The organism is Marinobacter alkalisoli (genome assembly GCF_045449855.1).
Classification (GTDB): Bacteria; Pseudomonadota; Gammaproteobacteria; order Pseudomonadales; family Oleiphilaceae; genus Marinobacter.
This window is the reverse complement of record NZ_JBJJLC010000047.1, coordinates 24,652-50,501: the sequence shown is the minus strand read 5'-3', so window position 1 is coordinate 50,501 and position 25,850 is coordinate 24,652. Positions and strand designations below refer to the sequence as shown.

24 protein-coding genes and 1 tRNA gene are annotated in these 25,850 nt (G+C 59.5%); 18 read left to right on the top strand and 7 right to left on the bottom strand.

From position 1 onward, the window contains the following. Positions 1-43 precede the first annotated feature (43 nt). Together ACJO5Y_RS17285 and mrcB are read right to left on the bottom strand one after the other, a co-directional pair. The gene (locus ACJO5Y_RS17285; RefSeq protein WP_406988958.1) at positions 44-622 is read right to left on the bottom strand and encodes a tetratricopeptide repeat protein; all 579 of its coding nucleotides are present in this window, start codon (positions 620-622) and stop codon (positions 44-46) included. Next, positions 619-2,946 carry a penicillin-binding protein 1B gene (gene mrcB, locus ACJO5Y_RS17280; protein ID WP_406988957.1) on the bottom strand — a complete coding sequence of 776 codons (2,328 nt, stop codon included), beginning with the start codon at positions 2,944-2,946 and terminating at the stop codon, positions 619-621. Before mrcB ends, ACJO5Y_RS17285 begins: the two co-directional genes overlap by 4 nt. A 71-nt stretch (positions 2,947-3,017) precedes the next feature. Here mrcB and ACJO5Y_RS17275 point away from each other — a divergent pair, with 71 nt between their 5' ends. Further along, positions 3,018-4,640, top strand: coding sequence for a bifunctional aminoglycoside phosphotransferase/ATP-binding protein (locus tag ACJO5Y_RS17275; RefSeq protein WP_406988955.1), 1,623 nt, complete (start codon positions 3,018-3,020; stop codon positions 4,638-4,640). Continuing rightward, on the top strand, positions 4,637-5,005 hold the full coding sequence (locus ACJO5Y_RS17270) for a Rieske (2Fe-2S) protein (protein WP_406988954.1): 369 nt from the start codon (positions 4,637-4,639) through the stop codon (positions 5,003-5,005). The genes ACJO5Y_RS17275 and ACJO5Y_RS17270 overlap by 4 nt, the downstream gene beginning before the upstream one ends. On the opposite strand, the gene sfsA is transcribed toward ACJO5Y_RS17270, so the two are convergent. Further along, positions 4,989-5,717, bottom strand: a complete 729-nt coding sequence (gene sfsA / locus ACJO5Y_RS17265) for a DNA/RNA nuclease SfsA (protein ID WP_406988952.1) — start codon at positions 5,715-5,717, stop codon at positions 4,989-4,991. The genes ACJO5Y_RS17270 and sfsA overlap by 17 nt on opposite strands. A gap of 176 nt (positions 5,718-5,893) precedes the next feature. Between sfsA and dksA the strand changes: the two genes are divergently transcribed. The 11 genes from dksA (at position 5,894) to pgi (ending at position 17,976) form a co-directional block, all read left to right on the top strand. Further along, on the top strand, positions 5,894-6,334 hold the full coding sequence (dksA, locus tag ACJO5Y_RS17260; protein WP_406988951.1) for an RNA polymerase-binding protein DksA: 441 nt from the start codon (positions 5,894-5,896) through the stop codon (positions 6,332-6,334). A 60-nt stretch (positions 6,335-6,394) separates the two neighbouring features. Next, a complete protein-coding gene (gene gluQRS / locus ACJO5Y_RS17255) occupies positions 6,395-7,267 on the top strand; it encodes a tRNA glutamyl-Q(34) synthetase GluQRS (protein ID WP_406988950.1) in 873 nt (290 codons plus the stop codon). 70 nt (positions 7,268-7,337) lie between these two features. After that, positions 7,338-7,514, top strand: coding sequence for a hypothetical protein (locus ACJO5Y_RS17250; RefSeq protein ID WP_406988948.1), 177 nt, complete (start codon positions 7,338-7,340; stop codon positions 7,512-7,514). After that, the gene (locus ACJO5Y_RS17245; protein ID WP_406988946.1) at positions 7,504-10,467 is read left to right on the top strand and encodes an ATP-binding protein; all 2,964 of its coding nucleotides are present in this window, start codon (positions 7,504-7,506) and stop codon (positions 10,465-10,467) included. The genes ACJO5Y_RS17250 and ACJO5Y_RS17245 overlap by 11 nt, the downstream gene beginning before the upstream one ends. A gap of 6 nt (positions 10,468-10,473) precedes the next feature. Further along, positions 10,474-11,883, top strand: a complete 1,410-nt coding sequence (locus ACJO5Y_RS17240; RefSeq protein ID WP_406988945.1) for a sigma-54-dependent transcriptional regulator — start codon at positions 10,474-10,476, stop codon at positions 11,881-11,883. A gap of 333 nt (positions 11,884-12,216) precedes the next feature. Further along, positions 12,217-12,645 (top strand): hypothetical protein, encoded by a 429-nt coding sequence (locus ACJO5Y_RS17235; protein WP_406988944.1) that lies wholly within the window; start codon positions 12,217-12,219, stop codon positions 12,643-12,645. 49 nt (positions 12,646-12,694) lie between these two features. After that, positions 12,695-14,014, top strand: coding sequence for a polynucleotide adenylyltransferase PcnB (gene pcnB / locus ACJO5Y_RS17230; protein ID WP_406988983.1), 1,320 nt, complete (start codon positions 12,695-12,697; stop codon positions 14,012-14,014). 8 nt (positions 14,015-14,022) lie between these two features. After that, positions 14,023-14,532, top strand: coding sequence for a 2-amino-4-hydroxy-6-hydroxymethyldihydropteridine diphosphokinase (gene folK, locus ACJO5Y_RS17225; RefSeq protein WP_406988982.1), 510 nt, complete (start codon positions 14,023-14,025; stop codon positions 14,530-14,532). A gap of 114 nt (positions 14,533-14,646) precedes the next feature. Continuing rightward, positions 14,647-15,441: a 3-methyl-2-oxobutanoate hydroxymethyltransferase gene (gene panB, locus ACJO5Y_RS17220; protein WP_406988942.1), complete on the top strand. Its 795-nt coding sequence runs from the start codon at positions 14,647-14,649 to the stop codon at positions 15,439-15,441. Beyond that, positions 15,438-16,286 (top strand): pantoate--beta-alanine ligase, encoded by an 849-nt coding sequence (gene panC, locus ACJO5Y_RS17215; RefSeq protein WP_406988940.1) that lies wholly within the window; start codon positions 15,438-15,440, stop codon positions 16,284-16,286. The genes panB and panC overlap by 4 nt, the downstream gene beginning before the upstream one ends. 31 nt (positions 16,287-16,317) lie before the next feature. After that, complete coding sequence (pgi, locus tag ACJO5Y_RS17210) at positions 16,318-17,976, top strand: glucose-6-phosphate isomerase (protein WP_406988938.1); 1,659 nt, start codon at positions 16,318-16,320, stop codon at positions 17,974-17,976. On the opposite strand, the gene folK (ACJO5Y_RS17205) is transcribed toward pgi, so the two are convergent. Further along, entirely contained in the window at positions 17,962-18,483 is a 522-nt protein-coding gene (folK, locus tag ACJO5Y_RS17205; protein WP_406988937.1) for a 2-amino-4-hydroxy-6-hydroxymethyldihydropteridine diphosphokinase, read from the bottom strand. The two genes, pgi and folK (ACJO5Y_RS17205), sit on opposite strands and share 15 nt — an antisense overlap. Then, positions 18,483-18,839, bottom strand: coding sequence for a dihydroneopterin aldolase (gene folB / locus ACJO5Y_RS17200; RefSeq protein WP_406988936.1), 357 nt, complete (start codon positions 18,837-18,839; stop codon positions 18,483-18,485). Before folB ends, folK (ACJO5Y_RS17205) begins: the two co-directional genes overlap by 1 nt. A 153-nt stretch (positions 18,840-18,992) precedes the next feature. On the opposite strand from folB, the gene plsY reads away from it, so the two are divergent. After that, positions 18,993-19,577, top strand: a complete 585-nt coding sequence (plsY, locus tag ACJO5Y_RS17195; protein ID WP_406988934.1) for a glycerol-3-phosphate 1-O-acyltransferase PlsY — start codon at positions 18,993-18,995, stop codon at positions 19,575-19,577. Between the two features lie 7 nt (positions 19,578-19,584). Here plsY and tsaD read toward each other — a convergent pair whose 3' ends face one another. Continuing rightward, positions 19,585-20,640 (bottom strand): tRNA (adenosine(37)-N6)-threonylcarbamoyltransferase complex transferase subunit TsaD, encoded by a 1,056-nt coding sequence (gene tsaD / locus ACJO5Y_RS17190; protein WP_406988933.1) that lies wholly within the window; start codon positions 20,638-20,640, stop codon positions 19,585-19,587. Positions 20,641-20,878: 238 nt separating this feature from the next. Between tsaD and rpsU the strand changes: the two genes are divergently transcribed. From rpsU to ACJO5Y_RS17170, 4 genes are all read left to right on the top strand, one after another. After that, complete coding sequence (gene rpsU, locus ACJO5Y_RS17185; RefSeq protein ID WP_007153483.1) at positions 20,879-21,094, top strand: 30S ribosomal protein S21; 216 nt, start codon at positions 20,879-20,881, stop codon at positions 21,092-21,094. A gap of 155 nt (positions 21,095-21,249) precedes the next feature. Beyond that, positions 21,250-22,986 (top strand): DNA primase, encoded by a 1,737-nt coding sequence (gene dnaG / locus ACJO5Y_RS17180; protein WP_406988932.1) that lies wholly within the window; start codon positions 21,250-21,252, stop codon positions 22,984-22,986. A gap of 178 nt (positions 22,987-23,164) precedes the next feature. After that, on the top strand, positions 23,165-25,012 hold the full coding sequence (gene rpoD, locus ACJO5Y_RS17175) for an RNA polymerase sigma factor RpoD (RefSeq protein ID WP_406988930.1): 1,848 nt from the start codon (positions 23,165-23,167) through the stop codon (positions 25,010-25,012). Positions 25,013-25,114: 102 nt separating this feature from the next. Further along, positions 25,115-25,191: transfer RNA gene (locus tag ACJO5Y_RS17170), tRNA-Ile, on the top strand. 48 nt (positions 25,192-25,239) lie between these two features. On the opposite strand, the gene ACJO5Y_RS17165 is transcribed toward ACJO5Y_RS17170, so the two are convergent. Further along, a complete protein-coding gene (locus tag ACJO5Y_RS17165) occupies positions 25,240-25,674 on the bottom strand; it encodes a hypothetical protein (RefSeq protein WP_406988929.1) in 435 nt (144 codons plus the stop codon). Between the last annotated feature and the right edge of the window lie 176 nt (positions 25,675-25,850).

The window sequence follows — 25,850 nt, the reverse complement described above, 5'->3', positions numbered from 1 at the left end:
CAAAAAACCCCGCCAAGGCGGGGTTTTTTAATGCCAGTATTTTTTAGAGAGCCCCAGCCCTATCTTCCGCCTGGTCCGCACCCGCAACATTTCCCCGGGCCCTGCGGATATCCGCCAGTAACAGCCATCCGGCCCGCTGCAGCCGGGCATCATTCCCCGCCAGAGACAGCCCCTTAAGCGTAAACTGCTCGGCGGAACCAAGCTGGTCCAGGGCGACATAAGCTTCGGAGAGCTTGAAGTACACTTCCGCTGAGCGTGGTGCAATTCGCTGGGCACGTTCGAGCTGCGCCACCGCCGCCGCGGCATCTCCTTGCGCCAGGTAGCCATCGGCCTGCCTGATCAGGCTTTGTGCCGCCGGAGACAATTGGTCACCGGAGTCCTGATAGCTCGGTGAACTTGTGCGCCGGTCCGGTTCCGGCGCCGGCTCTGGTGGCTGCTCACTCTTGCGCTCGGTGCGGGTCTCCTCTTCCCTCGGAGACGTGCGAGGCGGCTCAGGGGCTTCCTCCACATCGCGGGAGGAGCCACCCGCCGGGACGTATATGGAACCGCCGGGCGAGGCACATCCGGCGACCGCCAGCGTCAACGCCAGCAAACCGGCATTTCTCAGGGTTGTTGTGTTCATTGGAAAAGTCCTTCAAACCAGCCTCGGATCCGCCGCTCCAGATTGCCTGAGCAGGAGACCTGCTGGTCAGGCTCGCTACCGGTCATAAACGGAACCAGGCGTGCATTGTCGCAGTGCTCATCACTCAGAGCCTGCCGTTGTGTGTTGACCCAGTGGTAATCCACACCATCCGGTACCACCGGGGAAAAGCCATGCTGGGGCACCTGTGACATGAACCTTGCCCACACAGGCAAGGCACCGGTCGCCCCTGTCAGGGATGTCGGGCCATTATCGTCGCGCCCCACCCAGGTAACCGCCATCAGATCGCCGCTGAAGCCGGCAAACCAGGAATCCCGGCCATCATCCGTGGTACCGGTCTTTCCTGCCAGGCTCAGCTGTTGTGGCACGAAACGGTACACCGAACGCCCAGTCCCTTCCTGCATGGTTTCCTGCATCGCGTACTGTACGAGGTGAACGGCCGCCGGGTCCGCCACCTGATCCACCTCCAGACTGTAGCGGGACAAGGCTTCACCACCGGCATCCGTAACCTGGCGGATGGTCCGCAGTGGCGTATTGAAGCCGGAGGTCGCCAGCCCCTGGTAGATCTGTGCCACGGTCACCGGTGTCATGGACACAGACCCCAGCAGCATGGAGGGATACTGGGATATCGGGCTGGTCACACCGAAATCCTGAAGGGTATCCCGGACCGAATCCACCCCTACGTCAAGGCCAACCCTCACTGTCGGCAGGTTATAGGAATGGGACAGGGCCTCGTGCAGCGGAACCTCACCGCGTTCCTTGCGATCGTAGTTATCGGGCTCCCAGCGACGATCATCGTCGAAGACCAGGGAAAACTTCTTGTCTTCCACTGGCGAGATCAGCGTATAGCGTTCCGGATTCTTCAGGGCCGTCAGATAGATGAACGGCTTGACCAGTGAGCCGATCGGACGCCGCGCATCCAGTGCCCGGTTGAAACCGGCAAACTGGGGATCGCGACCACCCACCATCGCCAGCACCTCCCCGCTGTCACGGGAGGTAACAACCATGGCGGATTCCAGGGTGGTGTCGCTCGACCCCGAATCCATTCGGGACAGCATGTCTTCCACGGCGAACTCGGCGGCATTCTGGATCCCGGGGTTCAGAGTGGTAAAGATTCTCAGCCCCTCGCTTTGCAGGTCCTCTTCTTTGTAATCCCGCGCCAAGTGACGGCGGACCAGATCGATGTACGCCGGATAACGGTTTTCCGAATACGACGGTTTCTCACTGACCCCCAGCGGCCGGGCTTTCGCCTGGTTCGCTTCGGACTCGCTGACAATGCCTTCCTCTGCCATCACATCGATAACCAGGTTCCGGCGTTCCATGGCCCGTTCCGGGTGACGGCGCGGGTTGTAGTAGCTCGGCCCTTTGACCATGGCCACCAGCAGCGCAGACTGATGCAATCCCAGATCCCGGATCGACTCCCCGAAATAGAACTGGCTGGCCAGTCCGAACCCGTGGATGCTGCGGGTCCCCGCCTGCCCCAGGTACACCTCGTTCAGGTAGGTTTCAAGAATATCGTCTTTTTCGTAGTGCAGCTCCAGGAGCACAGACATCAACGCTTCGTTACCTTTGCGGATCAGGGTCTGCTCCCGGGTCAGGAAGAAATTCTTGACCAGTTGCTGGGTCAGCGTGCTTCCACCCTGAACAATCTGACCGGCCTGGAGATTGACCATCATGGCACGGGCAATGGACAGCGGTGCGACACCGTAATGATCATAAAACCCGCGATCCTCAATTGTCAGCAGCGCTTCCTTGACCAGCCCGGGCACCTCATCCAGCTGCACCAGCACCCGGTCTTCCTTGTGAGCGGGATAGATACCGCCGATCTGGGCAGGCTCGAGACGGACGATGGGGGAATTCTCGCCGGACACCACCCGGAAATCCTGAACCTGATCCCCGTAGATCGTTAACGCCAGCCGGCGCCGGGGCGCCAGGCCATCGGCAAACAGGAAGCCACGGGAGCTGATCAGGAAACGGCCGCCATTACGGCTGTAGGTTCCGGGCCTGGTGCCGTCGCCCTTGCGGAACCCCGACAATTCCAGCTCGCGCTGGAGGTCGCCGGAACTGATACTGGCGCCGTCATAAAGCTCCAGGGGACGGGCATAGACCCGGGAGGGTACCTCAAACCGCCGTCCCTCGAAGCGGGAAGTGACCACCGCATCCAGGTACACCATCCAGCCGGCAAGCAATACCAGCCCGGTCAGTGAGATGCGCCAGAACAGGCGCCAGAACCAGGGCCGCTTTGCAGAACCGCCCTTACCGGATTTTTTCTTCGCAGACTTTTTTGGGGGTGATGTTTTTTTCATGGCGCGATTATAACGAAAGCATCCACCCGGAAGGCAGGTTATCCATGTGTTATTTCTGTAATCTGCCCGTTATGATGGGTCCAAGCAAAATCAACAAGTTCAGGGAATGCGAGGAGAGAGCTTTGAGCGACACCAACACCAACGACCTGATTCTGGCGTTACAGAATGAGGCGCTGTACGACCATCCGGTCAAGGAATTCCAGGTTTTCGAGACTCACATCTCCCAGGTCATCCTGACTGGCGATTATGCCTACAAGATCAAGAAGCCCATGGATTTCGGCTTTCTCGATTTCTCCACGCTGGACCGCCGCAAGCATTTTTGCGAAGAAGAGCTGAGACTGAATTCCCGCCTCGCGGAAAGCCTTTACCTGGACGTAGTGCCGATCACCGGCACCCCGGACAATCCGCAAATCGGAGGCGAAGGGGAGGCGTTCGAATATGCCATCCGCATGCACCAGTTCGACCAGAACGAGCTGTTCGATGTTCGCCAGGAAAGAGGCGCGCTGACACCGGAGCTGCTGACCAGCCTGGCCCGGCAGGCCGCCGGGTTCCACGAACAGTTACCGACAGTGGGCAACGACAAACCCCTGGGTACGCCGGAGGCGGTTTATGCCGCCATGCAGGAAAATTTTGACCAGATCCGCCCCCTGCTTGATGACAAGGCATTGCTGCAACAGCTGGACAATCTGGAAGAGTGGACGCGCACCACCTTCGAACGCCAGCGGGAGCTGATTGCCAGCCGACGGGAGAACGGGTTTGTCCGCGAATGCCACGGTGACCTCCACCTCTCCAACATCACCGTATTCAACGGCGAGGTTACCGTCTTCGACTGCATCGAGTTCAATGAGCCCTTCCGCTGGATTGATGTCATCAATGACCTGGCGTTCCTGCTGATGGACCTGGAATCCCGCCGCGAGCCGGCATTGGCGAATCTGGTGCTGAACACCTATCTGGAATACCGGGACGACTTCGGGGCCCTGCCCCTGCTGCCCCTGTACAAGGCCTACCGCGCCATGGTCCGGGCCAAGATCGCGCTGTTCACCCTGGGCAACCCCTCGCTCTCGGAAGCCGAAAAAGCCGGGCTCATGCAGCGTTATCAGGACTACGCCCAACTGGCGGAAAGCTACAGCGTCATTCCCAATCCTTACATGCTGGCAACAACCGGGCTGTCTGCCAGCGGCAAAACCTGCGTCAGTGCGGCAATGGCAGAGGAACTCGGACTGATCCGCTTGCGATCGGATGTCGAGCGCAAGCGGCTGTTTGGCCTGGGGCCGCTGGATCAGAGCAAATCACCCGCCGGCGGCAATATCTACACGCCAGAAGCCACCGGGAAGACCTATCAACGGCTCGCCGACATCGCCAGCAACCTGCTTGGCGCCGGCCTTCCGGTCATCGTGGACGCCGCCTCCCTGAAACAGAGTGAGCGGACACTACTGGCGGATGTGGCGGAAAACCAGGGGGTTCCGTTCGCGCTGATCCATTGTGAAGCCCCGGAAGATCTGCGCAGAGAGTGGATTCGTAAACGCTCCGGCGACGCCTCAGAAGCCACCGAAGAACTCCTCGACGCCCAGCAAACCTGGTTTGAACCGCTGACGACCGAGGAAAAAACCCACACCATCCACCTCCACACCGATCAGGAGCACGTTGCCGAGGCGGTTGCTGACCGGATACGTCAGCACTTCGGGCTGGGATGACCAGCCCTCCATCATGGCAACGGGTTTGCCACCCGGCCGAACTCAGGGAGGGCGAGTGTGTCGAGTTCACACTCGCCAAGGGCAATCCTGATCAACAAACGACGGACCTGCGGGGCTTTGTGTTCCGCCGCAGCGGCAAGGTTTACGGTTATCTCAACCGCTGCCCACACCTGGGCATTGAACTGAACTGGATGCCCGGTCGTTTCATGGATGCGGATAACTGCTTTATTCAGTGCGCCACCCATGGTGCCCTGTTCCTGCCAGACAGCGGTGAGTGCATCGCCGGTCCCTGCCAGGGGGACGCATTGATCCCCCTGGAGGTGACCGAAACCGGTGACGATATTCTGGTCAGGCGTCCAGAATAACGGGCACAGGGCTGGTCAGTGCCAGCCTGCCGGTGGGCCCCGCCTCATTGCCCAGATCCGCACGGTAAGCGAGCACTTCCACGCCCGCGCTGACCGCCTCTCTGAGCAACGCCCCATAGGTGGCATCAATATGGTCCGCCGGACGCACCGACCCGATCCCGGTATGGTTGACCACGAACAGCAAGACCGCACGATCCCCCACCGCCACTTGCGCCATCAGTTCCCGCAGGTGTTTCTGCCCCCGCGTGGTCACGGCATCCGGAAAAAAACCCGAGCCGTCGTCACACAGAGTGACGTTCTTGACCTCGACCCAGGCATCGGCGAGCGCTTCGTGCCCCGACAAGTGGAGATCAATACGGCTTTTCTCAGCCCCGTAACGGACTTCACCCCGGCAGCTATCATAGCCTGACAACTCCTTCACCCGACCGGCCTCAATGGCCTCTCTCGCCTGGGCATTGGGGCGCGCGGTATTGATGCAGGCCAGAACCCCGGGCGCGGCTTCCACCAACTCCCAGGTGTAACGAAGCTTCCGCTTCGGGTTGTCACTCTCACTCAGCCAAACCCGCGCATTATCCGGCTGGCAGCCCAGCATGGAGCCTGTGTTCGGGCAATGGGCCACTACCTCTGAGCCATCCTCCAGCAGCACATCCGCCAGAAAACGCTTGTAACGTCGAATCAATTTGCCTTTAATCAAGGGTTGGGGGAAGTTCATGGAGGTCTCCGTGTGAAAGTCTGATCACAAGGCTGGCACCCCTGTGACTTATCTGCTATTTTCCGCAAATTCCCGTTTCAGGACGAATGCTTCATCCAGGGTTAAACCGCGCAGCCAAGGCTGGCGCGGCGGAAAGCAAAGCGTTCTTGTGAAGTACAAACAAGAGGCCGGGTTCAATGGCAAACACTGCAGAACAACCACGCGAACGTTTTACCAACTTCACCCCTTATGAAATGAAGAAGGGTGAAGAGTACATGAGTGCTGAAATGCTGGAGCACTTCAAGAATCTGTTGCTGCGATGGAAGCAGGAACTGATGGAAGAAGTGGACCGCACCATGCACCACATGCAGGAAGACGCCGCAAATTACGCGGATCCAAGCGACCGCGCAACCCAGGAAGAAGAATTCAGCCTGGAACTGCGCACCCGCGACCGTGAGCGAAAGTTAATCAAGAAAATCGACCAGACCATCGATCGCATTGACAAGGACGACTACGGTTTTTGTGACCAATGCGGTGTGGAAATCGGCATTCGCCGCCTGGAAGCACGTCCGACGGCCACTCTGTGCATTGACTGCAAGACCCTGGCGGAAATCCGCGAGCGTCAGACCGGCATCTGAGCCGGACCATAGTCAGATCAACCGGCCTGATAGCAATAGCAGGCCGGTCAGCTGATTGCTATGGCTGATATTCCTTACCGCGGTCGGTTCGCCCCCTCCCCCACAGGTCCGTTGCACTTTGGCTCCCTGGTGACCGCTCTGGCCAGCTATCTGGAAGCCAGGACCCGACGGGGCCAGTGGCTGGTCCGCATTGAAGACCTTGATCCCCTGCGGGAGAGCCCGGAAGCCACAGACAGCATTCTCCACAGCCTCGACTGCCACGGACTGCAGCCAGACGAACCCGTGCGCTTCCAGTCACAGCGGCACGATGTCTATCAGACCGCCATCCATCAACTGCTGACAACCCGGTCGGCCTACCGCTGCGGCTGCTCCCGAAAACAGCTGAAACAGCATCATGGCCGGCATCCGGACCATTGCCGTGACGGTAACCGCCCGCCAGCAGACCGCCCTTATGCAATTCGTTTCGCCCTTCAGGATGAAACCTGCCACTGGTCAGACGACCTGCTGGGTCCGCAGGTTCAACCGGTCACCGCCGAGGTGGATGACCCGGTGATTCTTCGTAAGGAGGGCTTCTACGCGTACCAGCTGGCCGTAGTGGTGGACGATATCGATCAGGGTATTACCGACGTGGTAAGGGGGTCCGACCTGCTGGACATGACAGCCCAGCAACAGCAGATTTACCGGGCGTTGGGCGCAACCCCGCCGCGCTGGCTGCATATCCCGGTTATTCTCAATGCCGAGGGTCAGAAACTCAGCAAGCAGAACCACGCCCCGGCGCTGGACGATCAGCAACCCGCCGGGAACCTGGCCCAGGCTCTCGAAACCCTGGGGCAGAATCCACCGCCAGAGTTGCACCTGCAGCCGGTCGACGATGTTCTTGCCTGGGCGACCAGACACTGGCAGCGGGAGGCAATCCCCCTGACATCCCGGTAAGCTACGTGGTATAAGGAGCTGTTCGGAGGCTCCGAGCCTTTCACAAACTTCAGCGCGGATACCATGCCTGATGTATATCTATCGTCTGGTCTTCCTGTTGGTTCTGGCCATCTATATTTTTTCACCGAACATCCTCGACTGGTGGACCTCACCGGGCAACGCCTGGTACACCCCCTATGTGATCTGGGCCGGACTGATCGCCATCGGGTTCTGGCTTGAGTGGCGGCGGGACCCTAATGAGTTTTAGCGCTACCGGTCTGCTGCTGGCCAGCCTGTTCTACCTGATCATCCTCTTCAGCGTTGCCTGGATTACCGAGCGCGGAGTCGTGCCACGGCACTGGGTCAGGCACCCCCTGGTCTACACCCTGAGCCTGGGGGTGTATGCCGGTATCTGGGCGGTGTATGCCGCTGTCGGTGTTGCCGCCGAATCCGGCTTCGGCTTCCTGGCCTATTATCTGGGCATCAGTGGCGCTTTCCTGCTGGCTCCGGTCTTGCTGAACCCGGTCATGCGCATTGGCCGGGCCTATCAACTGACGTCGCTGGCCGACCTGTTCGCCTACCGCTATCGCAGCCAGTGGGCGGGCACCCTGGTGACCATTTGCTCCGGCGCGGCCATCCTGTCGCTGCTCAGCATGCAGATACAGGCCGTGTCCACCTCGGCCAGCCTGCTGGCCCCGGACACGTCCCGCAACCTGATCAGCGTGATGTTCAGCATCACCGTGGTACTGTTTGCCATGCTGTTCGGTACCCGGCGCAACCAGGGCTCCGAAAGCCATCAGGGGTTGGTCCTGGCAATCGCCTTCGACTCCGTGGTCAAGCTGGTGGCCCTGCTGACCCTGGGCGGCGTCATCCTGTTCAGCGTTTTCGGTGGCATGGGCGGCCTGGAAGTCTGGCTGGAGAACCAGAGCTCCCCGGCCAACACCATGGCCATGAGCATTGACGACGGCAGCTGGCGCGCACTGATGCTGATGTCCTTCGCCGGCGCCCTGGTGTTGCCCCACATGTACCACATGACCTTCAGTGAGAACCCCTCGCCCAAGGCGCTCGCCAAGGCCAGCTGGGGACTGCCGCTGTACCTGTTATTGCTCGGGCTGCCGGTGCCTCTGATTCTCTGGGGCGGTCAGGAGCTCGCGGCAACCACGGGCCCGAACTTTTACGCGATCGGCACTGCCCAGGCCCTGGGCAGTCCTGCGCTGACACTGCTGATGTATATCGCCGGCCTGTCCGCCGCCAGCGGCCTGATGATCGTAAGTACCCTGGCGCTGGCCGGCATGGTACTGAACCACGTGGTGCTGCCGCTGCGCACCCCGAAAGACCATGGTGACATCTATCACTGGCTGCAATGGATCAAGCGCCTGCTGATTGCCGTCATTATTTTTGCAGCGCTGCTGTTCCATGAAACCATTGGCACCAGGCTGGATCTGTCCATTCTCGGCGCTATCTCGCTGTCCGGCACACTACAGTTATTGCCGGGCGCGCTCGGCGTGATCTACTGGCCGGAAGGCAACCGGCGTGGATTGATCGCCGGATTGAGTTCCGGGCTCGCGATCTGGATCTTCACCCTGGTGTTGCCGTTCTCCCATACCGCCAACCTGCTGGAATGGCTTGGCGCGCCGCTGGTGCCGGACTACAGCAACTGGCACATTTTTACGTTCATCAGCCTCACCGTAAATGTCACGGTGTTCGCACTGATCTCTGTTCTCAGTACCAGCACCGCCGAAGAAACAAGTGCCGCCCAGGCGTGCTCCCTCGGAGCGCTGTCCCGGCCTCACCGCCGCGAGCTTGTCGCCACCTCATCGGCGGACTTTGTCGTCCAACTGGCCGACCCCCTGGGCCATGGCGTGGCCAGGCGCGAGGTCGAACGCGCCCTGGCGCAGCTCAAGCTACCGAACATGGAATACCGCCCCTATCAACTGAGGCGACTGAGGGACCAGGTGGAGATCAACCTGTCGGGTCTTCTGGGACCTGCTGTCGCCAGGGATCTGGTCAAGCGCCACCTGGGCTACAAGCCCATGGCCAGCGGCGGCACCGCCCAGGACATCCGCTACGTGGAGAGGGCCCTGGGTGACTACCAGAATCAGTTGACGGGCCTGGCGGGAGAGCTGGACAACCTGCGCCGACATTACCGGCAAACCCTTCAGAACCTGCCAATTCCCGCCTGCTCCGTGGGTGACGATGGCGAGATTCTGATGTGGAACAACGCCATGGAACAGCTCACCAATATCACTGCGGATGACGTGGTTGGCGCCCGCCTGCTGGCACTGCCGGAACACTGGCACCTGCTGCTGGATGACTTCAACAGTGGCGAAGACCTGCACCGCTACAAACACCGGATGGACCTGAACGGCAAACCTCACTGGCTGAACCTGCACAAGGCAGCCCTGAGTGGCCCCGACCACCCGGAAGGGGGCAGCATCATCCTGGTGGAAGACCAGACCGAAACCCGGTTGCTGGAAGACGAGCTGATGCACAGCGAACGCCTGGCCTCAGTCGGACGACTGGCGGCAGGCGTGGCCCATGAAATCGGCAACCCGGTGACCGGGATATCCTCCCTGGCCCAGAACCTGAAACTGGAAACCGAAGACCCGGAGATTCTCTCAACGGCGGAGCAGATTCAGCAGCAAACGCGGCGGATCTCGACCATCCTGCAGTCACTGATGAATTTTGCCCGCACCGGCAACCACTCCCAGGCCAACCGCTACGAACCGGTGGTTATCCGGCGCTGCGTGGATGAATCCATCAACCTGCTGTCGCTCAGCGACCGCGGCATGGGCATCACATACATCAACGATTGCCCCGATCACCTGATGGTGTTGGGCGATGAACAACGGCTGGTGCAGGTCTTTGTAAATCTGCTGGCCAATGCCCGCGACGCCTCCCCGGAAGGTGGCATCATAAGGGCCAGTGGAAACCGCGATGGCTACTCCGCTATCATCGAAGTCGCCGATGAGGGGTCGGGCATCCCCCAGGATCAGCTAGATCACATATTCGAACCCTTTTACACCACCAAGGCCCCCAACAAGGGCACCGGCCTTGGTCTATCGCTGGTATACAGCATTATTGAAGAGCACTACGGCAACATCCACGTGGAGAGCCCGGCCAATCCGACATCCGGCCAGGGTACCCGGGTACAGTTAAAACTGCCCGCTTACGAACCGGAACCCGAAAATGCTGCCACCAGCCAGAACGAAAGGTTGTAAACCCCTATGCCTCGCATTCTGATCGTAGAAGACGAAGAGATCATTCGCTCCGCAGTAAGGAAGTTACTGCAGCACGCCGGCTATGAGGTCGCCGATGCCGGTTCCGTTGAGGAGGCCGAACAGAATCAGGATCCGGATGACTTCGACCTGATCATCTCCGATCTGCGCCTGCCTGGCGCCCCGGGCACCGAACTGATCAACCGCGCACCCAATACCCCCGTGCTGATCATGACCAGCTACGCCAGCCTGCGCTCGGCCGTGGACTCCATGAAAATGGGGGCGGTGGAGTACATCGCCAAACCATTTGATCACGATGAGATGCTCGCGGCCGTGGAAAACATCCTGGCGCGGAAACACAACCCGCCAACGGATGACACGGACGCCGATACGGCTGACCAGAGCGGGGACATTAACCGCAGCGACCCCGCCAGCATCATGTTCGGCAAGTGCGAGGCCATGCAGAAAGTCTTCACCCTGATCCGCAAGGTGGCGCCCACAGAAACCACGGTGCTGATCCAGGGTGAGTCCGGCACCGGCAAAGAGCTGGCCGCCAGGGCGTTGCACCTGCTCAGCCCGCGCGCCACCAAGCCACTGATTTCCGTGAACTGCGCCGCAATACCGGAAAGCCTGATTGAATCGGAATTGTTCGGTCACGAGAAAGGATCATTCACCGGCGCCGTCTCTGCCCGCACCGGCCTGATCGAGGCGGCCGACGGCGGCAGCCTGTTTCTGGATGAAATCGGGGAACTGCCACCGGAAGCCCAGGCGCGGCTCCTGCGGGTGCTGCAGGAAGGTGAGATTCGCAAGGTCGGTTCGACCCAGAGCCGCAAGGTCAGTGTGCGTATGATCGCCGCGACACACCGGAACCTGAAGGCCATGACCCGAACTGGCGAGTTCCGCGAGGACCTCTATTACCGCCTGAACGTCATGCAGGTCCGCATTCCGCCACTAAGGGAGCGGCAGGCCGACATACTTGGACTGGCCCAGAAATTCCTCCGGCGTCAGGGCGAGAAAATGGGCAAACCCGACCTGAACCTGAGCCCCGAAGCGATGCGGTCCATGGAGAGACATCGCTGGCCAGGCAACGTGCGCGAACTGGAAAACGCCATAGAACGCGCCACCATCCTGTGCGACACCGACCTGATCACCCCGTCCCTGCTGGACCTGGAATACGAAGGCGACGACGAATACATTCCGGAAACCCTGGTAGAGGGCAATAACGAGCAGGTCCGCAACCGTGAGCCGGAATCCTCCAATGATTTGTCCCTGGAAGACTACTTCCAGCATTTTGTTCTGGAGAATCAGGACAAAATGAGCGAGACCGAACTGGCGCAGAAGCTGGGCATCAGCCGTAAATCCCTGTGGGAACGTCGTCAACGCCTTGGCATCCCCCGCAAGAAAAGCTCAGGCAACTGAGATATCAGTTGCCCGCTGGTATCATCGGCATGGATAGCTACCTAAAAAGTGTGAACCCCAGCTCAGTTGTTACCGCGCGTTCCGTACGGTAACACTCCCGGAAAACAAAACGAGATCTCAGTAACACTTAGGTCGCATACGGGGTAACACTTATGATCACCATTTTTCTAAGTCATTGTTAATATTAATATTCAAAAAACTGGCACACGCCCTGCACTCTATTAAGCGCACAACAACAAAAACAAGAGTGACAACGCAGCGTCAAAACAAAAACAAAAAGCTGCAGAAAAACGTTCGGTAACAAAAACAAGAATTAGAGCGTAAGCGAACTGAGTGTTTTGGGTACTGTGCTTTTTAGTGGTCCCTTGGCACGTGCGAGTTGTAGATGTAGAGAAGAATCGCCTTCCAGGCGGCACTGCATTTACTCCTGACTTGCTCGATGCTTCTGACTGCTCTGTGTATTCAAAGCCTTCCGTTTGCGCTACTGAGATCCCTGTATTTAGGGATACACAGTGGGGTACAAAAACGAAGAAAAATCCCGGCAACAACAAAAACAATGCAGATCGTCAACGCTTTCAGGGCGGATTCGTGAGAACGGATCCGCCTTTTGATTATCTGGCCCAGGGAAAGTCCGCTCCCGGCCCCGGATTGAACATTTCTTGCCCGCTTTTCCCGGCCATTCGCCCGCAAACGTGTGCAAATCCTGTCCAAACCGTTAAACTCTCGTTTTTTGCTCTCGCAATAACGGAATTCAATGTCTAACTCAAATACCTCACCCTTCGAGAAGTTTGTCGAAAAAATCCAGTCCTTCATGCCGGGTAGCGGAAAGAAGCACCGCACCTACCAGCGGCGTGAAATCCCGAGGGACCAGCACAACGTCTCTCGCTCCGCGATCAGCGAACCGGCCAAGAAAGTGCTGAGCCGGCTGAACAAATCCGGCTTTGAAGCCTACCTGGTGGGTGGCGGTGTACGTGATATTCTCCTGGGCGGCCAGCCCAAGGACTTTGATATCGCCACCAATGCCACGCCGGAAGAAGTCCATGACCTGTTCCGGAATTCCCGCCTGATTGGCCGCCGGTTTCGCATCGTTCATGTGGTCTTCGGCCGTGAAATCATCGAAGTCACCACCTTCCGTGGCAATGCTGTGGAAGCGGACGACGAAGCAGACGACGATGATCGTCGCACCAGCGAGCATGGCCTGTTGCTGCGGGACAACGTGTACGGCTCCCAGGAAGAAGACGCCCTGCGGCGGGATTTCACCGTCAATGCCCTGTATTACTGCATCCGCGATTTCACCGTCATCGACTTCGCAGGCGGCGTGGAAGATCTGAACAATCGTCAGTTGCGACTGATTGGTGATCCGGAAACCCGTTACCGCGAAGATCCGGTGCGGATGCTCCGGGCGATACGGTTTGCCGCCAAGCTTAGCTTCGACATCGAGCCGGGCACCGAAGAACCGATTCGCGAACTCGCGCCGCTGCTGACCCACATCCCACCGGCCCGGTTGTTCGAGGAAGTCCTCAAGCTGTTCTCTGCCGGGTATGGCGAAGCCACCTACGACCTGCTGAGAAAGTACAACCTGCTGGCTCCGCTGTTCCCCGAAACCGTCAGGGCACTGAATAATGGCGAGCCGGACGAACTGATTCGCCAGGCTCTGCGCAACACCGACGCCCGCATTGCCAGGGGCAAGTCCGTCACGCCCTACTTCCTGTTCGCGGCGATGCTGTGGCCGGCGCTGCAGGCGGAGTGGCGCCACCGCCAGGATAACGGCGACCCGGTACAGCCGGCTCTTCATGGCGCAATCGCCACGGTGATTGGTCGCCAGGTCCAGGCTACATCCATCCCGAAGCGCTTCTCCGGCCCGATGAAGGAAATCTGGGAAATGCAGATGCGCCTGCCCCGCCGCCAAGGCAAGCGGGCCTTCATGGCGATGTCGCACCCACGGTTCCGCGCAGCCTATGACTTTCTGCTGGTGCGGGAATCCGCAGGTGAGATCGAACCGGGACTGGGGCAATGGTGGACCGACTTCCAGGCGACCGACGAGCGGGGCCAGGAGCGCATGCTCAGTGAGCTGACCGCCGACGCGCCAAAAAAGCGCCGGCGCAAACGTAAGCCCGCCAACCGGACCTGATCATGCCGATGACGGACGCCTTTATCGGGCTTGGCAGCAACCTAGCGGATCCAACCGCCCAGCTGGCCCGGGCCGTGACTGAACTGGCGACCTTGCCGGACACCACACTGGTGGCACAGTCGGCGTTTTACAGCAGCCGCCCCGTTGGCCCTCAGGATCAGCCTGATTTCGTCAACGGCGCAGCATGGTTGCGTACGTCACTTGGCGCCCTGGAATTGCTCGATCACCTTCAGGCCATCGAGCACCGCCATGGCCGGGAGAGGAAGCAGCACTGGGGGCCGAGAACACTGGACCTGGACTTGTTGGTGTTCGGAGATGCCACCATCGACACCGAGCGCCTGACAGTCCCCCATCCGGAACTCCCCAACCGCGACTTTGTGCTGCAACCCCTGCTGGACCTGAAGGCGGATCTGGCGTTGCCCGACGGGCAGACCATTGCCCGCCTCAGGCAGCATTGCCCCGACAACAATCTGCGCCTACTGCCCCCGATCCCACGGGAACCGCTCCCACCCGGTTGATCCCGGGGATCGTGGTACTATTGCCTCAGCCACACCCCCGGATTACCCTTAACACCTGAATGCCGGCTGACCCCGGCGCGGTCTTGGCCCATCCACCCACAAGGCAAGGATTTTATGGCTGTTACCATCGATACCCTGCGGGAATACAAGCAAAAGGGCGAAGCCTTCTCCGCCCTCACCTCCTACGATGCCACCTTCGCACAGATCGTCAGTGAAGCCGGCGTGGATGTGATCCTGATTGGCGATTCGCTCGGCATGGTGCTTCAGGGCCACGACAGCACCCTGCCCGTCACCATGGACCAGATGATCTATCACGTCAGCTCGGTCGCCAAAGGCAACCGTGGCTCACTGATCATGGCGGACATGCCGTTCATGACCTACGGCACCACTGAAGCAGCCCTTGAAAACGCCGCGGAGCTGATGCGTGCCGGCGCCCATATGGTGAAGCTGGAAGGCACGGACTGGATGACCGACACCATCTCCGCCCTGAGCGAACGCGGCGTGCCCGTGTGCGCCCACCTTGGCCTGACTCCGCAGTTCGTCAACAAGTTCGGCGGCTACAAGGTACAGGGCCGCGACGACCACGCGGCGGAAATGATGATTGAACATGCCTGCGAACTGGAAGCAGCCGGGGCCGACATCATTCTGCTGGAATGCGTACCGGCACCATTGGCCGCGCGCATCACCCAGGCCGTCAAGGCCCCGGTGATCGGCATCGGCGCGGGCGCAGACACCGACGGCCAGGTGCTGGTCGTGCACGACATGCTGGGTATGACCACCGGTCGCAAGCCCCGGTTCGTCAAAGATTTCCTGGCCGACACCGGTTCCGTACAAAAGGCTGTTGAAGCCTATGTCAAAGCAGTACGTGACCGCTCATTCCCCGCCGAGGAGCACACGTTCAAGGCATGAGAACCATCAACTCCCTGAAAGAATTACGCACCATCCTTCGCGGCTATCGCCGGGAAGGCAAAACCATTGGACTTGTCCCGACCATGGGCAACCTGCACGAAGGTCACATTTCCCTGGTCCGCAAGGCCAGCGAAGCCGCCGACGTGGTGGTGACCAGCATTTTCGTCAACCCGATGCAGTTCGGCGCCAGCGAAGACCTGGACACCTATCCCCGTACCCTGGATGAGGACCAGAGGCAGCTTGAGGCGGCCGGCAATACCCTGGTGTTTGCCCCCGGCGTCGAGGAAATCTACCCCAGCGGCCTGGTCCGGCAAACCAAGGTGATTGTCCCCGAAGTCAGCGATGGCCACTGCGGGGCCAGCCGCCCGGGCCATTTCGAGGGCGTGGCGACCGTGGTCACCATGTTGTTCAACATGGTACAACCGGACATTGCGGTGTTTGGCGAGAAAGACTTCCAGCAGCTGGCCGTTATCCGCAAACTGGTCCGCGACCTGATGATTCCAGTGGAAGTGATCGGCGCCCCCACCATTCGCGAGGATGACGGGCTGGCGAAAAGCTCCCGCAATGGCTACCTGAACGACGCCGAGCGAGCCATTGCGCCGGTGGTCTACCAGACCCTGCAGGAAAGCGCCCGCAAGCTCAGTGCAGGCCGTACCGACATTGGCACCCTCGAGCAGGAAGCCAACGACGCCCTGACCGCAGCCGGGTTGCGGCCGGACTACTTCAATATCGTCAACAGCGTGACCCTGAAGCCGGCGACACCCGAGGATACCGAACTGACCATACTGGTCGCCGCATTCCTTGGGACCACTCGCTTGATCGACAACCTGTCCGTCACCCGGTAATCAAAAAAACTGCAGCCGAAAGGAATCAATCATGCCCCTGGATCCCGTGCCGCTCACCACCCGCCCCGAGTGGCGGGTGCTTTCCGACCTCCGGCAACGGCTGGAAAACACCCATATGCGGGACCTGTTCCGGCAGGACCCGGACCGCGCACGACGTTTTTTCACCACCGGGGCGGGCCTGTCACTGGACTACTCCAAGAACCGGGTCACCGACGATATCCTGACCAACCTGTTGGCCCTGGCGAAACAGTGCGGTGTGCCGGAACGGACAGAAGCCATGTTCCGTGGCAACCGCATCAACGTCACTGAAGACCGCCCGGCCCTGCACACTGCGCTACGGAATACGGGCGGCGACCCAATAGTGGTCGATGGACTCGATATCATGCCCGAAGTGGAAAATACGCTGGCCCGCATGGAGTCGTTTACCAACGACGTCCTTTCCGGTCAGCGCACTGGCTTCAGCGGGAAAGCCTTTACGGACGTCGTGAGCATCGGCATCGGCGGATCATTCCTGGGCCCCAAATTGGTCTGCGAAGCGCTTCAGCCGTACCAGAGCGATCAGCTCAGCGGGCACTTCGTGGCCAACATTGATGGCTCCGATGTTTCAGAGGTTCTGCGTCAGGTGGACCCGGAAACCACCCTGTTCCTCGTTCAGTCCAAGTCCTTCCGCACTCAGGAAACCCTGGAGAACGGCCGGATCGCGCGGGACTGGTTCCTGAACAATGGGGGCACCAAGGAGACGATTGCCCGGCACTTCGTCGCCGTGACAGCCAACCCCCGAGAGGCTGAAGCCTTCGGTATTGCCAGTGAGAACATATTTCCGATGTGGGACTGGGTCGGCGGCCGCTATTCCCTGTGGTCGGCTATCGGGCTGCCGATCGCACTGCTGGTGGGTATGGCGAACTTCCGGCAACTGCTGGCCGGCGCACGCGCCATGGACGAGCACTTTCGCCATACCCCACTGGGGCGGAACCTACCGGTGATCATGGCCATGCTGGGCATCTGGTACAGCAATTTCTGGGGCGCCGAGACCCACGCCATCCTGCCCTACGACCATTACCTGGAAAGCCTGCCCGCGCATTTGCAGCAACTGGACATGGAAAGCAACGGCAAATGCGTCACCCGGGACGGCCAACCGGTGACCTACCCCACCGGCCCGGTTATCTGGGGCGGTGTCGGCGCCAACGGTCAGCACGCCTACCACCAGCTTCTGCACCAGGGCACACGACTGATTCCCGCCGACTTCATTATCCCCCTGCAAAGTCACAACCCGGTGGGTGAGCATCACGCCACCCTGTTTGCCAACTGCCTGAGCCAGACCAGAGCCCTGATGGCGGGCAAGACCGAGGACGAAGCCCGCCAGGAACTGGCGCGGGACGGGCTGGCAGAGGACGAAATTGCAGCGCTGGCGCCCCATAAGGTGATCCCGGGCAACAAACCGAGCAATACCCTGCTGATGGACAAGCTCACGCCGGAGACGCTCGGTGCCCTGATTGCACTGTACGAGCATCGCACCTTTGTACAGGGCGTGATCTGGGATGTGGATTCGTTCGATCAGTGGGGTGTGGAGCTGGGCAAACAGATGGGCAAGGGCATTCTTGATCAGATTATCGGTGACCAGCCCTCCGAGGCGACCAGCGATAGCTCAACAGACGAACTGATCCGACTGTTCCGGTCAAAACGCCCGTGAGATCCGCTTTCCCTGCCAGGTGAATTCCACGGGCCAGAGCTTCTGGTCGCTGGAATACGCCTGCCACAACTCCCGATAGGTCTTGCCACAGACCGGGTGGCGGGTGTCCGGTGCCACATCAGACAATGGCCAGAGCACAAAGGCGTTGCGAAGGATTTCGGCGCGCGGCAGCTCCACCCCGTCAATTTCTCCGACCAGGTCGTCGTAGGTGAGGATATCCAGATCCAGAGTTTGCGCACTGAACCTGGGGGCCCCGACGCGGCGGCCGTTATCGGCTTCCAGCTGTTTGAAGCGACGTGAAAGCTCACCGACAGGCCAGTCGGTATCCACGCCAACCACCAGGTTATAGAACGGTGAGCCGTCGAACCCGACGGCTTCGCTCTCGTAGACCGGTGAAATCGTTAACTCGCCAAACCACTGAGCAAGGGTATCCAGCGCTGCCGTGACGTAGCGTGTGCGGTCTGTGTTGCTGCCGATGCTGACATAGACCCGCGCTCTGGCCGGCATCACGCCTGCCCTCGCTCGATACGAACACCAACGGCATTGGCGGTTGGGACAGCCCCCGGCTTGCGCAGCGTCAGCCGCAGCCACGGCACCCCGAAATCCTGCTGGATCATGGCGGTCAGACCTTCAGCCGCCGTTTCGAGAAGCTGGGGCTGCGCCTGCTGCAACCAGCGGGTCACCGCTTCGCTCACGGCGGCATAGTCCAGCGCATCGGCGACGTCGTCGGATGCTCCGGGAATGCGGTTATCCCAGGCCATTTCCAGATCCACCACCAGCCTCTGGGTAATATCACGCTCCCAGTCATACACGCCTATCACCGCATCTACGGCCAGGCCTTCGATCAGAACACTGTCTGCCACCGGATGTTTTCTCCCGGATTACACTCTTTGCTGATTGAATAACGTACAGGCTACGGATACTGTGTGATTCTCGGCCTGCCGCACTTGGGGCCGGCATTTTCGCACATATCACCCGGACGCGTCTTTGCTCCGGGACAATTGCCCGTGAATCCGATGAGCGACCCTTTACTGATTGTACTTCTCTGCGCCCTGGCCTATATGGCCGGGTCGGTGCTGTTTGCCCTGGAAATCTGCAAACTCTGGAAACTGCCAGATCCCCGGGCACTCGGCTCCGGCAACCCCGGAGCCACCAATGTCTATCGTAACGGTGGCTGGCTGCCCGCCACCCTGACCCTGGTACTGGATGCCGCCAAGGGGTTTATTCCGGTGTGGCTTGCTCACGCCGCCGGCCTGTCGATCCTGGCCCAGGCCATGGTCGCGCTGTGCGCCGTGACCGGCCATATGGTACCGGTTTTCTATCGCTTCAAAGGGGGCAAGGGTGTGGCGACGGCACTGGGTTCCGGGCTGGCATTGGCACCCATGACCACATTACTGATGGCCGCCATCTGGTTGCTGGTGCTGTGGCGCTGGCGCATCTCGGCGCTGGCCTCCGTTATCGCCATCGTCAGCGGCCCACTGATCAGCGCGCTTATTGAACCGAAAACCCTGCCCCTGTTCGGCCTGCTCGCCATCCTGATCGTTGTGCGCCACCGCAACAACCTGATTCGTCTGGCACAGGGGCGGGAAAGCAGGTTTTAGTGTCCCGTCAGTCCACCAGCCCGTTAGCCCGTGGCTGGGACACCGGCGGCAAGGTATTCATGGGCCAGCGCGGGACCGCAACAATGCGATCCCCATCCCGCTGCCCGGCCAGCAGGCGCTGACAACCGGCGTAGGCAATCATGGCACCGTTGTCAGTACAGAATTCGGGGCGGGCGTAGAACACACCGGCCCTGAGTTTTTCTGCCATCTTCTCCAGCCCTGCCCTCAGGCGCTTGTTCGCACTCACCCCACCGGCAATGACCAGGCGCTTGCACCCGGTTTGCTCCAGGGCTCGCCGGCACTTGATGGTCAGGGTATCCACCACCGCAGCTTCAAACGCCAGGGCAATATCCGCACGGGTCTGATCATCCAGGCCACCGGCCTCTTCCGCCGCCGTGACAGTATTGAGCGTAAACGTTTTCAGGCCACTGAAGCTGAAGTCCAGCCCCGGGCGATCCGTCATTGGCCGTGGGAAGCGATAGCGGCCGGGGGTACCCTTTTCAGCCAGGGCCGCTACCCTGGGACCACCCGGATAGTCGAGCCCGAGCATCTTCGCGGTCTTGTCAAAGGCTTCACCGGCGGCGTCATCAACGGATTCACCCAGCAGCTCGTATTCGCCAATACCATCCACCCGGACCAGTTGGGTATGGCCACCGGACACCAGCAACGCCACAAACGGAAATGCCGGCGGTTGCGGTTCCAGCATCGGCGCCAACAGGTGCCCCTCCATGTGATGCACGCCCAGCACCGGAATACCCAGGGCAAACCCCAGGGCATGGGCAACAGAGCCCCCCACCATCAGCGCCCCCACCAGGCCCGGGCCGGCAGTGTAGGCAATGCCCTCAAGGTCCTTGCGGCTGTGCCCGGCGTCCGCCAGCACCTGATCACACAGGGGCAGCAATTTGCGGACATGGTCACGGGACGCCAACTCCGGCACCACACCGCCATAATCCGCGTGCATGTCAATCTGGCTGAACAGGGCGTGGGCCAACAGCCCCTTCTCGCTGTGGTAGAGGGCGACACCGGTTTCGTCGCAGGAGGTTTCAATTCCAAGAATCAGCATATACAAGGATCACAACGGGTGGCATGAATGGTTAGCGCCGTATTTTAGCAGAAAGCCGAAACCCTCTGGCAGTTTCATCGAACAAACATTGACCTTACCCCGGAGCAGGGGCTATCATTGCCGCCCTTAAATAAGCACTGGTCGAGTTTTAGCCAATCTGGCCAGGTATCGAGTCGATTTGACGCACGAGTCGATCAGACAAAACAGAAACCGAATACATCAGGTAGGTGATTTTCGAATGCCAGCTGTTAAAGTGAAAGAGAATGAACCGTTTGACGTAGCCCTGCGTCGCTTCAAGCGTTCCTGCGAAAAAGCAGGTGTACTGTCGGAAGTACGTCGCCGTGAGCACTACGAGAAGCCGACAGCCGTACGCAAGCGTAAGGCAGCTGCTGCCGTTAAGCGTCATCTCAAGAAGCTTCAGCGGGAACAGCGCAAGTTCGAGCGTCTGTACTAAGCTTTAGCTGACGCCGCTTGACTGCATACCAATAATCGCCTGTTAAGCCGCAGGCTGCACAGAGCGATTCCAAAATGCCGCCGAGGCCTGGCTTCGGCGGCATTTTTGGCTATTGGCGGCACTAAGCCGGCACCCTCTGCGCAACCGGAGTCATCATGAGTGGACTGATCCCTCAACGCTTTGTTGAAGATCTACTGGATCGGGTAGACCTTGCGGAGCTTATCGGATCGCGCATTACGCTGAAAAAGGCCGGAGCCAGCTACAAGGCCCGCTGCCCGTTTCATGATGAGAAGACACCGTCCTTCAACGTACGCCCGGACAAGGGCTTTTACCACTGCTTCGGCTGTGGCGCCCACGGCGACGCCATCAGCTTTGTGCGGGAATTTGAAGGGCTGGGCTTCACCGAAGCCGTCGAGGAACTGGCCAGGCGCGCCGGCCTGGAAGTGCCCTACGATCAGAGCGCGAAACAGGAAATACAACAGGCCCGGACACTGACGGACGCCCTGGATTACGCCAGCCGCTTCTACCAGTCGGCATTGCGCAGTCCCCAGGGCGAATTCGCCCGGGACTACCTCAGGCAGCGAGGGCTGGACGACAACATCATCCAGCTTTACCAGCTGGGCTATGCACCGGGCACTGGCACTGCGCTGTTTGATTCCTGCAACAAGGATTTGCAGGGGCCGCTGATTGAAACCGGTACGGTTTCCGATAAGTACGGCCGCCCCAGGGATCTGTTCCGCAATCGGGTGATGTTCCCGATCCGCAACAGCAGGGGCAAGACCATTGCCTTCGGGGGACGGACCCTCGGCGACGACAAGGCCAAGTACATCAACTCTCCGGAGTCTGATGTTTTCCACAAGAGCCGCGAGATCTACGGCCTGTATGAAGCCAAGCAGGCCATACGGCAACTGGACAAGCTGCTGGTCGTGGAAGGCTATATGGATGTTATCGCGCTGGCACAGCACGACATCCATTTTGCGGTCGCGACACTGGGCACAGCGACCAACCAGGACAGTCTGACCGCCCTGCTCAGGCAGGTGCGGCACCTGGTTTTCTGTTTCGATGGCGACCAGGCCGGGTTCCGCGCTGCGGATCGCGCCCTGGAAAATGCCCTGGAGCTGATGGCGGATGGCCTTCACCTCCAGTTCCTGATGCTACCGGACGGCGAAGACCCGGACACACTGGTCCGCAAGGAAGGCCCGGAAGCCTTCAAGAAACGAATAGAAGGCGCCACGCCCCTGTCCCGCTACCTGTTTGACCGGCAGAGCGAGGGCCTGGACCTGCAGCTGCCAGAGCACCGGGGAGAACTCCGGGCCCGGGCGGAACCACTGCTGAACAAGATGCCCAGAAGCACCCTGCGGGATGCCATGTGGCACGAAATGCTGCGGCTGTGTGGCGGCCGGAACAACTGGCAGAACCGCCAACCGCAAAACGGCCAGAAGCGGTTTGGCGATCGCCGGGACCGGATCCAGGAAGAACGGATTGACGTCAGGCTAAGCAAGGACAGCACGCTGTGCCTGGCCCTGCTGGAAGCCCCGGACATGGCCAGCGACGTCATAGAACTGGCTCGCCAGTCCAGACAGTTCGGCCAGGCAAGGGGTTTCGCGGAATGGATTCTGGAACGCCAGATACGCGACCGTCGCAAACTGGTACACACACTGGCGACGGACAAGCAGGCACGGGCGCGCTTTTATCACCTGTTCGACGGAATAGAACACATACCGTCGCGGGAAAGCACCCTGGCCGGCGCAAGGGAACTGCTGACCCCCGACCGGGACGCGGCCCGCAAGCAGCGACTGACGTCGTTACTGACCGCCAAGCGCAGCCTTGCGGATCTTACGCCGGAAGAACGCCAGGAACTGAAAGCCCTGAGCGGGCACACAGAAGACTGACCGGGAAGCTGCGGCTGCCCGGAGGGAATAAACAGAGGAAAATACAGGAACATTCCTGTATTGCACTTGAAACTTGAAGCGTTGATCACCATCTAACCATCCGGTGGCAGAGCAACCGAGCGACAGCTATAATGGCTGTTTAACTTTTTTCCGTTTACAGCGAGTTCACAGGGTGTCTATGTCAGGCAATTCGCAGAAATCACGTTTGAAAGACCTCATTGCACGGGGCAAGGAACAAGGCTACCTGACTTACGCCGAGGTAAACGACCACCTCCCGGAAGACATTGCTGACCCAGACCAGGTCGAAGACATCATTCGCATGATCAACGACATGGGCATTCAGGTGTCTGAAGTTGCACCGGACGCAGACACGCTTCTGATGACCGACGGCGACTCCACCGCCGACGAAGCCGCTGCCGCCGAAGCCGCCGCCGCACTCGCTGCCGTAGAATCCGACGCTGGCCGCACCACCGACCCGGTGCGTATGTACATGCGCGAAATGGGTACCGTTGAGCTGCTGACCCGCGAAGGCGAGATCGTCATTGCCAAGCGCATCGAGGAAGGCATCCGTGACGTGATGGCAGCCGTTGCGCACTTCCCCGGCATCTCCGGCACCGTTATCCAGGCCTACGACCGCATCATCGAGAACGAAGGCCGCATCAGCGACATCGTAACCGGCTTCCTCGACCCGGACGGCGCCGAGCCGTTCATGGACGAAGACAACACCCCGGACACCAGCAGCTCTGACGACTCATCCGACAGCGACGACGATGACGACAGCGAAGAAGAAACCGAGAGCGGTCCGGATCCGGAAGAGACTCGCCTGCGCTTCGAGCTGTTGAAAGAAAAGCTCGACGCCGCCGACGCGTGTTTGGAAAAATACGGCCGTAGCCACAAGAAAACCCAGGAAGCCCTGAACGAGCTTGGCAAGGTGTTCGCACCGTTCAAGCTGGGCAACAAGGCGTTTGATGAACTGGTGAACGTGGTCCGTTCCACCAACGATCTGGTCCGCGAGAACGAGCGCGCGATCATGAAAATCTGCGTGCGCGAGTGCAAAATGCCACGCAAGGATTTCATCAAGTCGTTCCCGGGCAACGAAACCAGCCTCGACTGGGCCGAGAAAATTGGCAACAGCAAGAAGCCCTACGCCTCTGCTATCAGCGAGCGCATCGACGAAATTGTTCGTCTGCAAAAGCGCATCCAGAACATCCAGACGGAAGTGGATCTGGACGTAACGGACATCAAGGAAATCAACCGCCGCGTTTCCATCGGTGAAGCCAAGGCCCGCCGCGCCAAGAAAGAAATGGTCGAGGCCAACCTGCGTCTGGTTATTTCTATCGCCAAGAAGTACACCAACCGCGGCCTGCAGTTCCTGGACCTGATCCAGGAGGGCAACATCGGCCTGATGAAGGCCGTCGACAAGTTCGAGTACCGCCGTGGCTACAAGTTCTCCACCTACGCCACCTGGTGGATTCGTCAGGCCATCACCCGCTCCATCGCGGACCAGGCCCGCACCATCCGTATTCCGGTGCACATGATCGAAACCATCAACAAGCTCAACCGAATCTCCCGCCAGATGCTGCAGGAGATGGGCCGCGAGCCCACGCCGGAAGAGCTTGGCGAGCGCATGGAAATGCCCGAGGACAAGATCCGCAAGGTACTGAAGATCGCCAAAGAGCCGATCTCCATGGAAACCCCGATCGGCGATGACGAAGACAGCCACCTGGGCGATTTCATCGAAGACATCCAGGCGCTCTCGCCAGTGGATTCCGCCACTGCCGAAGGCCTGCGTGAAGCCACCCGCTCCGTACTGGCCGGCCTCACCGCCCGTGAGTCCAAGGTACTGCGCATGCGCTTCGGTATCGAGATGAACACCGACCACACCCTGGAAGAAGTCGGCAAGCAGTTCGACGTCACCCGGGAGCGTATCCGTCAGATCGAAGCCAAGGCCCTGCGCAAACTGCGCCATCCCTCACGCTCCGATCACCTGCGCGGCTTCATTGACGACCAGGGCAACAACGGATAACACCACCACAACAGTAGCGGGCGCCACCCCTCACCGGTATAATGGCGCCCGCTTTGTTTCCCCACCCGGAAACACCTTTCAAAACAGCACTCGCTGAAAAAAGGGCCTATAGCTCAGTTGGTTAGAGCAGAGGACTCATAATCCTTTGGTCGCAGGTTCGAGTCCTGCTGGGCCCACCATTTTTCAATGACTTATAGCCGTCCAAAACGTCGACACCAGCCGAAGTGTCAACCAATCGTCAACGGGAATATTCTTTGGACGTCTTTGACCACGCAAGCAGCCATTGCGTAGAAGCCTAGAACTACTGGTAGCACCAGCGTTAGACTCACCTCCCATATTTCAATGCTCTCAAAAACTTTCTCAGACTTTTTACTTTGGTAAGGCTGCTCGAGATCAGCCTGGGTACGTTGAAAAACTCCGATAGCTTTATCTTGCTCTCTTTCTTGAACTCTCTGATCCCTCGACGCCTTAACATCGAGAGCCGCAGTGAAAAGAAAGTTAAAGGTCAAATACGCCAATACCACCAAAACAACGATATTAATCTTTTCGTCTACAGCTTCTTCTGTGACAGGAATATTCAGTAGCGGGATTTTTTCAGGCATAACACCAATATAGGTGAGAGCCAGTACTCCACCTGATGCAATGACTAGATTTCTCCGCATTCGATCTGCGCGCGGAGATAGAACGGACATACGATCCGATAAGTGGGACACAGGGAAGATCCTAAGCTATTGGATTTGTTAATGTTACCTCATTGAGATAATCAGGAGCGAGGTGAGCATACCGCATAGTCAATTTAAGATCTGAATGACCAAGGGTAATTCCGAATTGGTTTGTT